The organism is Bradyrhizobium sp. USDA 4504 (assembly GCF_054063995.1).
Window position 1 is genome coordinate 4,000,500 of record NZ_JBSSGV010000001.1, and the last position, 12,194, is coordinate 4,012,693.

Here is a 12,194-nt window from a genome sequence, read left to right on the forward strand (position 1 = left end):
TGCCACAACGCCGGCAAGCCGCGGAACGGCCAAGGAAACCATCAGGAAGCCATCAGGAGACCTTCATGAAGACAGCGCTTTTCGTCTGGTTCGCGGCGCTGGCCTTGTTGATCGCGATCCCGACCGGCGCCGATGCCGCCCGCCTCGGCAGGCCCTGCGGCGGCCTTGCCGGACTGCAATGCGGCGGTCGCGGCCAGTTCTGCCAGTTCAAGCCCGTGACCTGCGGCCGCTTCGACCAGACCGGCACCTGCGCGTTCCGCCCGACGATCTGCAACAAGATCTTCAAGCCCGTATGCGGCTGCGACGGCAAGACCTACGGCAATGATTGCGAGCGCCGGGCCGCCGGGGCTTCCAAAGCGCAGGACGGCAGGTGCGCGTCCTGACGTGGCCATATTGACGCGCTCCGCGGGAGCCTGCATGTAGCTTCGCGTACTTTCATACCGCGGGGGGTATTTCGTGACAGCATCGTTGCGCCGACGCTTGCCTTTGAGCATCCGCTCCACTCTGCCGGCCGCGCTGATCGCGCTGGCGACGGTTTTCGTCGCAGCGACCGCGCATGCCGATCCCTGCGTTGATATCGCCAAGCAGCTCGCCGGCCAGATCGACGGACTGAAGGTCAATTTCAGCGCCGCCAACATCACCTACCTCACGCATCCGGCGGCAAAGGAATTGTCGCTCGGCTGCCGCGGCAAGGATTATTCGATCGAGCTCTACGCCAAGACCGATCGCAAGATGAAGCCGGAGTTCTTCAACCTGGTCGGCTCCGCCACCGCGCTGATCTTCACCGTGCCGAAGGACGACGCCGTCACCGGCACCTCGCGCTGCCTGAAGCGCATGGGCATCTTGCGCGGCAACACCATCACGATGCGCTATCGCCGCCTCAACCTCGAATGCACCCGCAACAAGACCGACGCCTCGATCACGGTTCGCCGCGGCAACAACGAGTGATCAGCCTTCGCTGGTGATGCGCGCGATGGCGTCGAGCACCCGGCCCCATCCCGGGCTCATCATGTCGAAGGCGAAGCGGTTGCCCGGCAGCACGAAGCCGTCATGCACCATCCGCAGATGGGTGCCGCCCTCGACCGGCGTCAGCGTCCAGGTGACGATCGTGTCGAGCTTCGAGCCGTATTCCGGATTGGTATCAACACCGCCCTTCCAGGAGTAGCGCAACAGGCGCGGCGGATCGCAATCCAGCACCTCGCAATGCACGACACCGTCCCAGTCGCCCATCGGCTTGGTGTGGAAATTGAAGCGATGGCCAACGGCCGGCACGAAATCGTTCGGCATCAGCCATTTCGCGATCCGATCGCTCGTCGTCAGCGTTTGCCAGATCTTCTCGGCCGCGTAGGGCAGCATTTTCTCGACCGTGATCGCGTGCGTCTCACCCATCACTCACTCTCCTTCAACAGCCGTTCCAGATTTGCGAAGCGCTCGGCCCAGAACGTCTCGTAATGCCCGAGCCAGTCGATCAGCGGACCGAGCCCCTTCGGCGCGATGCGATAATGGATATGCCGGCCCTCGCGGCGCTCGGCGACCAGCCCGGCATCGCGCAGCGCGCGCAGATGTTGCGACACCGCCGGCTGCGACACCTTTGAACCCTGCACCAGGCCGGTCGCGGCGATCTCGCCTTCCCGCGCAATCCGCTCAAACACCGCCCGCCGCGTCGGGTCCGCGAGGGTCTTCAACACATCGGTCAGCTGCGTGGCGGCGGGCATGAAAATATATAAGCAATTGCTTATATGATTGTCAATACGGTCGCGACGCAGGAACGTCTCGCCTGCTCCGAAAGTTGATCGCTGCGGTCGCATGTTTGCCGGGAAAAGGGTGCGATAATATCGACTGGAATCGTGCGGAGCCGCCCATGATCGCAAAGCTCCTTCTGCAGAATACCTTCTTCGTCATCACCATGGCCGTGCTGCTGTTTGCCTTCGCAGGTACGCTGCACTGGCCCGGCGCGTGGGTCTATCTGATCGCCTCGGCCGTGATCGGCCCGGCCTGCGGGCTCTGGCTCGCCAAGGTCGATCCCGGGCTGCTGGCCGAGCGCATGCGCCTCACCGCGCGTGAAGGCCAGCCCACCGAGGACAAGCGGTTCATGCTGGTGTTCCTGGTCGTTGCCGTGCTGTGGTTCGTCGCGATGGGGCTCGAGCGGCGCTTTGGCGGCGTCAATGACGGCGTGCCGCTGATCGTGCTCGGCCTTGTGCTGTATCTTGTCTCGACCGTGGCGATCCTGTGGGTGTTCCGCACCAACTCGTTCGCCGCGCCAGTCGTGAAGGTGCAGACCGAGCGCGACCATCACGTCATCTCGACCGGTCCCTACGCGCTGGTCCGCCATCCGATGTATACGAGCGTGATGCTGTTCTTCATCGGCGTGCCGCTGACGCTCGGCTCCTGGTGGGGCCTCGCCTTCGTGCCGGTGTTCTTCGTGATGTTTGCGATCCGCACCCGGATTGAGGAGCGCACGCTGGTGACGGGATTGTCAGGCTACGCCGATTATACGGCACGGGTGCGCTACCGCCTCGTGCCCGGGCTGTGGTGAGGGATCATCATGGCGGAGAAGACCTACACCGGCGGTTGCCATTGCGGACAGGTCCGCTTCGAATGCACCACCGATATGGCCATGGTGACGGCCTGCAACTGCTCGATCTGCACCAAGAAGGGCCTGCACTTCGTGTTCATGCCGCCGTCGAGCTTCCAGCTTCGCGCCGGCGCCGAGAACCTCAAGGAATATCTCTTCAACCGCCATGCGATCCGCCATCAACTTTGCGTCGATTGCGGCGTCGACGTGTTCGCGCGCGGCAAGAAGCCCGACGGCACCGACATCGTGGCGCTGAATGTCAGCTGCATCGATGGCATCGATCTGTCGAGGATCGCGATGACGCCGGTGGATGGGCGGAGCCGGTAGCCTTCCACGCCGTCATTCCGGGGCACGCGGAGCGTGAACCCGGAATCCAGAGATTGTGGCGCGAGATTCCGGGTTCGCTTCGCGCCCCGGAATGACGGCGATCACAAATCCAGCGCCTTGTAGCGCCGGAAAATGCCCTCTTCGTTGAAAGGAATCCGCCGCTCGCTGGCCAGATACGTCTGGATGTTCGGCCGCTCGGCGACGCGATCGCGCAGCGCGATCAGGCGCGGGATATTCTTCTCGAATGCCGCCATCCGCTTCGGAAACGCGTAGCGCAGGCCGTCCACGATCTGGAACAGCGACAGGTCGGCGTAGGTCAGCCGGCGGCCGGTGACGAACGCACCTCGGTTGGCCTGCACGAGATCCTCGAAATAGCCGAGATATTTCGGCACCCGCGAATCCCAGAACTCCTCGGAGCGTTTCTTCGCCGGCGCCTTCTGGTCCTCGTAATACAGCGATGGCCCGAGCGGATGATGGGTATCGTGGATCTCCAGCACGAAGTCCGCGATCGTCAGCTGCAGCTGGTGCACCCAGAGCTTTCCGCCCTCCGCCTTCGGCGCCAGGCCGTGGCGCGCGCCGAGATAGAGCAGGATATTGGCGGTCTGCCCGATCACGAGACTGCCGGCCTTGAGGAACGGCGGCGCGAAGGGCGGCGTGCCCTTGTGTGCCTCCATCATCTTCGTCATGGCACCCATGCCGCCCTTGGCGCGCGCGACATCGGTGTAGCCGGCGCCCGCATCCTCGAGCGCGAGGCGGACATATTCGCCGCGGCCCTGGATCATCGGCCAGTAGTAAAGCTGATAGTGCATGCACATACCTCCGAAAACTTCGCCGCATCGCTTCGCTTCACCTCGATCGTAGCCACGCCGCGGTCAGATCGTCCATCGCGCACCGCTGCCTGTGCGAACCGCACAGAGGCTGCTAAGGTTCCAACGTCGAATCTTTCGATGAGGGATCATCTTATGGCGGACAGCAAGAAGAAGCGGGGCGCGGCAGACCGCGCTCTGATCGCGTTGAGCGAGTCCTACGAAGTTGCGTACTGGTCCAAGAAGTTCAAGGTGACGCCGGCGAAGCTGAAGGCCGCGGTCAAGAAGGTCGGGCATTCCGCCAAGAAGGTGGAAGGCCATTTCAAGGAGCAGCGCCACAAGGCCGCCGACCGCGCGCGGATCGCGATCAGCGAGCCCTACGAGGTCCGCTACTGGTCGAAGAAGTTCAAGGTGACCCCTGCCCGGCTCAAGACCGCGGTCGCCGCGGTCGGACATTCCTCGAAGAAGGTCGAAGCCTATTTCGCGGCGAAGAAAAAAACCGCGAAGAAAAAGAAGGCCGCGAAGAAGACCGCAAAGAAGACCGTCAAGCGCAAAAAGAGCTGAGCGCGATCGTGCTATCCCGTCATTGCGAGGCGCGAGGCGACGAAGCAATCCATCGCTCCGGGCCTATGGTAGGATGGATTGCGTCGCTGCACTCGCAATGACGAAGCAGATGCGCTCTCTCAGTTCGCCGCGAAGCAGTACAGCAGGCCGTCGCCGCCGGTGCTCTTCAGGTCAGCCCGGGAGCAGCCGCCGTCGGGACCGCGCGAGGGATGCGACGTGTTCCAGGATTTTGACGGCTCGTCGTCGCGCAGGCCCTTGCGGTCGAAGTGCCCGAGCATGGCGGCGCCTTGTGTGCTGCTTGTCCAGTTCTTGCAGGTGCGGTCCTCGCCGGCCGCAAATGCCGTACCGTCTGCTTGCGACCCCGTCAGCACGTCGTGGCGGTTCGGCGTGTCGCCGGCACCGTTGACGACCTCGCCCTTCTCGGACAGGGCGGTCTGCTTGGTGAGATTGTTGCCGGCGCTGTGCAGGTCGGCGACGTCCTTGGCGACCACGACGCCCTTTACATTCTTCCACGGTCCCTTGCCGATACGATCGCGCGCATTCTCCGCTGCCTTGCCGTCGGCCGCCTGGGTCGAGAGATAGGCGCGCCAGGTCTTCGGCGCGCCGAAGCCGGCGGCCTGCGCCAGCGTCTGGCAATGATTGTCGGCGCCGGCGAGCCCGCCGAGATTGCCGCCGTTGCCGATGCCGTTGCTGGTCAGGAAGAAGCTGGTGTCGGCGGTCTGCGCCGCCGCCGGCGGCGCGGCCACGACGACGAACGCAAGACAGGCCGGAACCGCGATATGCGCAACGATCTTCATCTCAATCCTCCCGATGGTTGTTATGGTCCGCTGAGATCAACCCGCAGGCCCTCCGGATATTCCGGCGCCGCGACATGTGAATGAAGGCACAAAACAAAGGCGCCGCGGACGAGGCCGCGGCGCCTTGTATCTGTCATTCTCCGGCAACCGATCAGTTGGTCTGCTGGATCGCCGAAAGCTCCCAATTGCCGCCGCGCTGGCGTACGAAGGTCCAGACCTCAGTGACCTCCTCCGGCTGCGTGCTGCCGCCGACCTGACGGCCGGTGCCGCGCTCGAGCGTGGTGTCGACCAGCGAGTAGCGCATCGCGACCGTCGCATACTCGCTGTCGCCTTCGCGCCAGGCTTCCGCCAGATCGCCCTGCAGCAGCTTCACATTGGTCACCTTGTTGGTGACGTTGCGCGCCTTGTTCTCCTCGAGATCCTTCGAGAAGTACGACACCATCTCCGGCGTCGCGAGCGTGTGCAGCTTCGCGATGTCCTCGTTCGACCACGCGGTCTGGATGTCGCCGAGCAGCCGTTCGAACGTCTCATAGTCGCCCGGCGCGATCTCGACCGGCGCATTCGATCCGCCGCCGAGCCCGAAGCCGAAGCCCGAGCGGGCGTTCGCCTGCGGACCGGGGCCGACGTCGGGGCCACCGGCATAGGCGGCCGCCGGCGTGTTGCGGCGCTGCCACCACGACATCGCAAGGCGAACCACGAGCACGATCAGACCGATCTGCAGCAAGAGGCCGAACATCGACGACAGGCCGCCGAGACCCGAGAACAGCCCGCCGCCGAACAGCATGCCGAACAGGCCGGCGCCAAGGAAGCCCGCGGCCAGGCCACCGAGCAGGCCGCGGCCCATTCCACCGCGACCGAACAGGCCGCCGGAATTCGCCGCCGCCGGCGAGCCCATGTTCGGGCTACCAGGCTGGCTGAAGGTGCGGTTCATCGGCGCAACCGAGCCCGGCGCCGTGTTGGTCGAGGGCGGCGCGGAGAATGTCCGCGAGCCGCGCGAGCCGCCGCCGCCAACGCGGGCGTCGGCCGCCGAAACGGTCATCATCACGGGCAGCGCCAGTGCCATCGCGACGGCGATCGCCCGAACAATTCCACGCGTGCGTTGCGAGAAATTCATGTTGGTTTCCTCAAAGGATTCCCCGGCATGGGGAAACGCCCCTAAGATGGGCAGGGACGGTTAAAAGTGAAGCGGGAAACGGGAACCGCGGCTGCGGCCCTCGGTCGCGGAGATGTGACACTATGGTCCTTGTGGATGCGACGGCGCGTCCTACCGCGGGATGAGGCCCGGTTTCAACCACAGTTACCGCGGAATTTCGCCTCGCACTTGCGAGAAGTAAAGCCGGTTGCCGCGGCAACCGGCTAGTTCGCCGTCATGGTTTCCTTCACCGCGGCGACCAGCTGCGTCAACGTGAAGGGTTTCGGCAGGAACGCGAACTGCTGGTTCTCCGGCAGGCTCTTCTCGAAGGCGTCCTCGGCATAGCCTGAGACGAAGATGATCTTCAGCTCCGCGTTGCGGCTGCGCATTTCCTTCAGCAGCGTCGGACCGTCCATCTCCGGCATCACGACGTCGGAGACGACGAGATCGACGGCGCCGTTCTTCTCCTCGAACGCCTCCAGCGCCTCGACGCCGTTCGCCGCCTCGATCACGCTGTAGCCGCGCGAACGCAGGCCGCGCGCATTGAGCGAGCGCAAACCGTCCTCGTCCTCGACCAGCAGGATGGTGCCCTGCCCGGTCAGGTCCGGCTTCGGCTTGGCGGCTTCCGTGACGGCGGCGGTTTCCTTGGCCGCACCGTTGCCGGCCTGGGCCTCCGGTGCGACCTCCTGCTGCTGGCGATGCCGCGGCAGATAGATCCGGAACGTGGTGCCGCCGCCCGGCACGGAATCGACATAGACGAAGCCGCCGGTCTGCTTGACGATGCCGTAGACCGTGGACAGGCCGAGACCGGTCCCCTTGCCGACTTCCTTGGTCGAGAAGAACGGCTCGAAGATCTTGTCGATGATCTCGGCCGGAATGCCGGTGCCGGTGTCGGCGATCTCGATCTTCACATAGTCCGCCGCCGGCATGCCCTTGTTGGCGAGTTGGGCGGCTTCCTCGGTCGGCACATTGGCGGTGCGGATGATCAGCTTGCCGCCGTCGGGCATCGCGTCGCGCGCGTTGACCGCGAGATTGACCACCACCTGCTCGAACTGCGAGACGTCGACCTTCACCGGCCACAGGTCGCGGCCATGCACGAGGTCGAGCTTGACCTTCTCGCCGATCAGCCGGCGCAGCAGCATTGTGAGGTCGCTCAATGCATCGCCGAGATCGAGCACCTGCGGCCGCAGCGTCTGGCGGCGCGAGAATGCAAGCAGCTGCCGCACCAGCGTCGCGGCGCGGGTGGCGTTCTGCTTGATCTGCATGATGTCCTGGAACGACGGGTCGGTCGGCTTGTGCGCGTTCAGCAGGAAGTCGTTGGCCATCATGATGGCCGATAGCACGTTGTTGAAGTCGTGCGCGATGCCGCCGGCGAGCTGGCCGACCATCTCCATCTTCTGCGACTGGTTGATCTGGTTCTCCAGCGCGCGCCGCTCGGTGGTTTCGAGCATGTAGACGATCGCGGTCTCGGCGTCGCGCTCGTCCTTCTCGACGGTGGTGACGAAGAACTGGGCAAAGCGCTCCTTGGGCCCGTCGAGCATCACCTCGACCGGCGCGATGTCGCCCTGGCCCTCGGCCGCCTGGTTGATCGCGGCGATCAGCAGGCCGCGGTCGCGCGGATTGACGGCGCGGAAGATCGACTTGGCGGCGCCGCCGTCGCCGTTCAGGCCCTGCGCCAGCTTGGCATAGCGCGCATTGGCGCCGACCACATTGCCGCCGCGATCGACGGTCGCGATCGCCATCGGCGTATGGTCGAAGAAGCGCATGAAGCGCACCTCGGCGGCGCGCTCCGGATCGGAATGCTCGTCGCGGGCGCGGCTAATCACCAGCGTGCGCGAGGCGCCCGCCGCGCCGTCGGAGCCGAAAGCGAGCTTGTGATAGAGCCGCACCGGCACGGTCTTGCCGCCGCGCATCCGCAGGTCGATGTCGAACACCTCGGTCTTGACCTCGCCCGGCACCGCCGCAATCGAGGTCAACAGCGCCGCGCCGTCGCCCGAGACGATGTCGGTCAGTTTCAGGCCGCCCGAGCCGATCTCGGCCAGATCGTAGTCCAGCCAGTTGGCCAGCGTGGCGTTGACATAGGCGATCTCGCCGGCCGGATTGACCGAGAAGAAGCCGCATGGCGCGTGATCGAGATATTCGATCGCGTGCCGCAGCTCCTGGAACACGTCTTCCTGGCGCTCGCGGTCGCGGGTGACGTCGGCGATCGACCAAACCGCATATTTCGCATCGCGCTTGCCCTCGCCGAGCGGGCGTACCCGCAGGCGCAGCCAGCGGCCCTGGCCGGCCTCGTGGCCGGCGAGGCGGACCTCCTCCTGCTGCCGCTTGCCCTCGCGCGCAGCCTTCAAAAGGCGGAACACGGCCTCGGAGACGTCGGGGTTGCCGATGAAGACGCGCTCGACCGGACGGACCTCCTGCGGCCCGGCCGCGCCGGTCAGCGTGAGATAGGCGGCGTTGGAATAGACCACGTGGCCGCGGGAGTCGGTGACGACGAGCCCTTCCTGGGCCTGGTCGGCGATCCGCGCCATCACCGGATCATCGGTGGCGCGGTCGGAGAAGCGGATGATGCCGGCGGCAAGGGCGAACAGGTTGAACAGGCCGACGGTGGCGAGCAGCGCCAGCACGCCGAGAATATAGGGCTGCGCCTCGGTGCGGCCGATGGTCATCAGCCAGACCGCCACCGCGACGATGCCGGCGGCGATCAGGACCACCAGCAGGATGCTGCCGTTCCGCCGCGCTGGCCCGTGGGCCACGAAAGGCTCGGTCACGGAAGGATCGTTGCTATCGGCGGTCATCTGGAGAGACATGGCTCGTCTGCATCACGAAGGCGACCGGCCGGCCACCTCGCCCCTGAGTGCCTGAATCGGACCCGAAAACGCAAGTCCAACAGGCGGCAATTTCGCAAGTTACGCGCATTTCAAGCGGGTTTTCCGCCCCTTACTGCCGCAGGCCGGACAGGCCGCGCCTCAGCCGCATCACGTAGCCGATGATTTCGGCAACCGCGTGATAGTGCTCGACCGGGATCTCCCGGTCGAGCTCGACCGTCGCATAGAGCGCCCGGGCCAGCGCCACGTTCTCCACGATCGGAATGTCGTGCTCCTTGGCGATCTCCCGGATCTTGAAGGCAAGATTGTCGACGCCCTTGGCGACGCAGATCGGCGCCGACATGCTGCGGTCGTAGGCCAGCGCCACCGAATAGTGGGTCGGGTTGGTGATGATCACCGAGGCCTTCGGAACCTGGGCCATCATGCGCTTCTTGGCGCGCTGGACCCGCAATTGCTTGATCCTGCCCTTGACGTGCGGGTCGCCTTCCGACTGCTTGAACTCCTCCTTCATCTCCTGCAGCGACATCTTGTGACGCTCGTACCAGGTCCGGTACTGGAAGAAGTAATCGGCGATCGCGACCGCAGCGAGGATGGCCACCACCGCCGCCAGCAGATGCACCGTCATGCCGGTGATGGCGGGCAGCAGCTCGGCCGGATCGACCCGCAGGAAGGATTCCATCCGCATCCGGTCGGGCCACAGCACCGCGACCATCACGGCGCCGAGCGCAATCAGCTTGAACAGGCCCTTCAGGAAATTCGCCACCGCCTGCTTGCCGAACAGCCGCTTGAAGCCGGCAGCCGGCGAGATCTTGGAGAATTTCGGCTTCAGCTGCTCGCCCGACCACACCAGCTGATGCTGCACCATGTTGCCCGCGATCGCGGCCAGCGCCAGCAACAGGAACGGCACGCCGATCGCGGCGACCACCGCGTAGCCGAGCGACTGGGTCAGCGCCAGCAGGCCGGCACCGTCGGTGCGGATCATCCATGAATTGGCAATCAGGTTACGCAGCGGCATCAAGATGCCGCTGCCGATCGAACCCGAGAAGGTCGACAGCACCAAGGTGCCGCCGGCGATCACGAACCAGGTGTTGACCTCCTGGCTCTTGGCGACGTCACCTTTCTCGAGGGCTTCATCGAGACGTTTTTGCGTAGGGTCTTCTGTTTTGTCTTCGGTATCGTCCGCCACTGCTTCTCCCCTAGTTCATCGGAGCGAGCTGGCGCATGACGCCGAGGAAATAGTCGAGATAGGTGTTCATCATCGCGGCGAGCACGACGCCGAAGATCAGGAACCCGACCATGATCGAGAGCGGCACGCCGACGAAATAGACCTGCATCTGCGGCATCAGCCGCGCCAGCACGCCAAGCCCGATGTTGAAGACCAGGCCGAACACCAGGAACGGCGCGGACAGCTGCAGGCCGATCTTGAAGGCGGCGGAGAAGGCCGAGGTCGCAAGCGCGGCGACATCGCCGGTCGGCATGATCTCGCCCGGCGAGAAGATGCGGTAGCTCTCGCTCAGCGCCGCAATGACGAGATAGTGGCTGTCGGTCGCAAACAGCAGCGTGAGGCCGAGGATGGTGAGGAAGTTGCCGATGATCTGGCCCTGCTGCCCCTGGGTCGGATCGACCGCGGTGACGAAGCCGAGGCCGAGCTGCTGCGCGATCACGGAGCCCGCGACGTTGAGCGCCGACAACGTCACCCGCGCGGTCGCGCCGAGCACGATGCCGATGATGAGCTCATGCACCATCAGGACGCCGAGCGAGGAGATCGACGTCAGGTCGACATGATAGGCGTTGCGATGCAGGGGGAGGATGATCAGCGTCAGCAACAGCGCGATCGACAGCTTGACCCGCGCCGGGATGTTGCTCTCGCCGAAACCGGGCAGCAGCATCACCATCGCGCCCACGCGCGCGAAGACCAGCACGAAGATCGCGGCCAGCGCCGGCAGCAGGGAGACATCGATGCGCATGACCGCGGCATTAGTGCATCAACCGCCGATGATTCGCGATGAAATCCGCATCATGTGGCTACTGAGCGAGTCCGCCATGAACGGCAGCGCCAGCAGCAATGTGACGAAGATCGCGAGGATCTTCGGCACGAAAATCAGGGTCTGCTCCTGGATCTGCGTCAGCGCCTGGAACAGCGACACCACGACGCCGACCACGAGGCCGACCACCATCAGGGGCGACGACACCACCACGATGGTCCAGATCGCATCGCGCGCCACGTCGAGGGTTTCGGGGCCGGTCATTGTTGAGTTCTCGCTGTCAGTTGTTTGCACCGTCGTTCCGGGGCGATGCAACGCATCGAACCGGGAACCTCGAGATCTTTGATGTGCAATTGCACATCTGAGGCTCGATGCTGCGCATCGCCCCGGGATGACGTCGCAAGCGACGTCAGATCGGCATCTTCATGATGTCTTCATAGGCCTGGATCACGCGGTCGCGCACCGAGACCAGCGTCGATACCGCAACGTCGGTGTCGGCGACCGCCGTCACCACATCCATCACGTTCGCCTTGCCCGAGGTCATCGCCATGGTCTGCGCGTCGGACTTCTTGCCCGCCTCCAGGACGCTGCCGACGGAGTCCTTCAGCAGCGCACTGAAGGATGGGCCGGCGACGGCCTGCCCGGCCTTCTCGGCGCCGCCGCGCTCCATCATCTTGGCGAGGTTGGCGTAGGCGTTGGCGGCGACTGTCGGTGAAGCCATGATTTACGTTCCCTGTTCTTGTTGCGTCAGGACTTGAGGATGTCGAGCGTGCGCTGGATCATCCGTCGCGTCGCACTGATGATGTTGAGGTTGGCCTCGTAGGAGCGCTGGGCGTCGCGCATGTCGGTCATTTCGACCATCGCATTGACGTTCGGATATTTGACGTTGCCCGAGGCGTCCGCCGCCGGATTGCCCGGCTCGTGCTTGACCCGGAACGAAGACTGGTCGGGGCGGATCCGGCCCAGCGCCACGACCTGGGCGTCGAGCGTGCGATCGAGCGTGGAGGAGAAGGTCGGCACCTTGCGGCGGTAAGGGTCGCCGCCCGCGGTCTGCGCCGTCGAATCGGCATTGGCGATATTTTCCGAGATCACCCGCATGCGCCCCGCCTGCGCCCGCAGGCCTGAGGTTGCGATGCTCATCGAGCGGGCGAAATCGCTTGTTCCATCTGCCATGGGATCCTCC

16 protein-coding genes are annotated in these 12,194 nt (G+C 64.8%); 5 read left to right on the plus strand and 11 right to left on the minus strand.

The window, feature by feature from the left end; genetic code table 11:
• Positions 1–65 precede the first annotated feature (65 nt).
• Together ACVMB1_RS18755 and ACVMB1_RS18760 are read left to right on the plus strand one after the other, a co-directional pair.
• Positions 66–383 (plus strand): Kazal-type serine protease inhibitor family protein, encoded by a 318-nt coding sequence (locus tag ACVMB1_RS18755; protein WP_076825613.1) that lies wholly within the window; start codon positions 66–68, stop codon positions 381–383.
• A gap of 109 nt (positions 384–492) precedes the next feature.
• Positions 493–948, plus strand: a complete 456-nt coding sequence (locus tag ACVMB1_RS18760) for a hypothetical protein (protein ID WP_371852106.1) — start codon at positions 493–495, stop codon at positions 946–948.
• Here the strand turns inward: ACVMB1_RS18760 and ACVMB1_RS18765 are convergent, their stop codons facing one another.
• Positions 949–1,389: an SRPBCC family protein gene (locus tag ACVMB1_RS18765; RefSeq protein WP_456848853.1), complete on the minus strand. Its 441-nt coding sequence runs from the start codon at positions 1,387–1,389 to the stop codon at positions 949–951.
• A complete protein-coding gene (locus ACVMB1_RS18770) occupies positions 1,389–1,715 on the minus strand; it encodes an ArsR/SmtB family transcription factor (RefSeq protein WP_028339820.1) in 327 nt (108 codons plus the stop codon). The genes ACVMB1_RS18765 and ACVMB1_RS18770 overlap by 1 nt, the downstream gene beginning before the upstream one ends.
• A 146-nt stretch (positions 1,716–1,861) precedes the next feature.
• Between ACVMB1_RS18770 and ACVMB1_RS18775 the strand changes: the two genes are divergently transcribed.
• Together ACVMB1_RS18775 and ACVMB1_RS18780 are read left to right on the plus strand one after the other, a co-directional pair.
• Positions 1,862–2,536 carry a methyltransferase family protein gene (locus ACVMB1_RS18775; protein WP_057018340.1) on the plus strand — a complete coding sequence of 225 codons (675 nt, stop codon included), beginning with the start codon at positions 1,862–1,864 and terminating at the stop codon, positions 2,534–2,536.
• 9 nt (positions 2,537–2,545) lie between these two features.
• A complete protein-coding gene (locus ACVMB1_RS18780; protein WP_076825621.1) occupies positions 2,546–2,902 on the plus strand; it encodes a GFA family protein in 357 nt (118 codons plus the stop codon).
• A 101-nt stretch (positions 2,903–3,003) separates the two neighbouring features.
• On the opposite strand, the gene ACVMB1_RS18785 is transcribed toward ACVMB1_RS18780, so the two are convergent.
• Positions 3,004–3,711, minus strand: coding sequence for a glutathione S-transferase (locus tag ACVMB1_RS18785; RefSeq protein ID WP_253589874.1), 708 nt, complete (start codon positions 3,709–3,711; stop codon positions 3,004–3,006).
• Between the two features lie 153 nt (positions 3,712–3,864).
• On the opposite strand from ACVMB1_RS18785, the gene ACVMB1_RS18790 reads away from it, so the two are divergent.
• Positions 3,865–4,272, plus strand: a complete 408-nt coding sequence (locus tag ACVMB1_RS18790; protein WP_076825623.1) for a DUF3606 domain-containing protein — start codon at positions 3,865–3,867, stop codon at positions 4,270–4,272.
• A gap of 119 nt (positions 4,273–4,391) precedes the next feature.
• Here the strand turns inward: ACVMB1_RS18790 and ACVMB1_RS18795 are convergent, their stop codons facing one another.
• From ACVMB1_RS18795 to flgC, 8 genes are all read right to left on the minus strand, one after another.
• Complete coding sequence (locus tag ACVMB1_RS18795) at positions 4,392–5,069, minus strand: lectin (RefSeq protein WP_456848855.1); 678 nt, start codon at positions 5,067–5,069, stop codon at positions 4,392–4,394.
• Between the two features lie 151 nt (positions 5,070–5,220).
• The gene (locus tag ACVMB1_RS18800) at positions 5,221–6,183 is read right to left on the minus strand and encodes a Tim44 domain-containing protein (RefSeq protein ID WP_456834971.1); all 963 of its coding nucleotides are present in this window, start codon (positions 6,181–6,183) and stop codon (positions 5,221–5,223) included.
• 242 nt (positions 6,184–6,425) lie between these two features.
• Positions 6,426–8,996, minus strand: a complete 2,571-nt coding sequence (gene cckA, locus ACVMB1_RS18805; protein WP_253641020.1) for a cell cycle histidine kinase CckA — start codon at positions 8,994–8,996, stop codon at positions 6,426–6,428.
• A 142-nt stretch (positions 8,997–9,138) separates the two neighbouring features.
• Positions 9,139–10,212 (minus strand): flagellar biosynthesis protein FlhB, encoded by a 1,074-nt coding sequence (flhB, locus tag ACVMB1_RS18810; RefSeq protein WP_057018335.1) that lies wholly within the window; start codon positions 10,210–10,212, stop codon positions 9,139–9,141.
• Positions 10,213–10,222: 10 nt separating this feature from the next.
• Complete coding sequence (gene fliR / locus ACVMB1_RS18815; protein WP_016844767.1) at positions 10,223–10,993, minus strand: flagellar biosynthetic protein FliR; 771 nt, start codon at positions 10,991–10,993, stop codon at positions 10,223–10,225.
• Between the two features lie 18 nt (positions 10,994–11,011).
• Complete coding sequence (gene fliQ / locus ACVMB1_RS18820) at positions 11,012–11,275, minus strand: flagellar biosynthesis protein FliQ (protein WP_016844766.1); 264 nt, start codon at positions 11,273–11,275, stop codon at positions 11,012–11,014.
• 145 nt (positions 11,276–11,420) lie between these two features.
• Complete coding sequence (gene fliE / locus ACVMB1_RS18825) at positions 11,421–11,732, minus strand: flagellar hook-basal body complex protein FliE (protein ID WP_057018333.1); 312 nt, start codon at positions 11,730–11,732, stop codon at positions 11,421–11,423.
• 26 nt (positions 11,733–11,758) lie between these two features.
• On the minus strand, positions 11,759–12,184 hold the full coding sequence (flgC, locus tag ACVMB1_RS18830; protein WP_018272466.1) for a flagellar basal body rod protein FlgC: 426 nt from the start codon (positions 12,182–12,184) through the stop codon (positions 11,759–11,761).
• Positions 12,185–12,194: the final 10 nt, after the last annotated feature.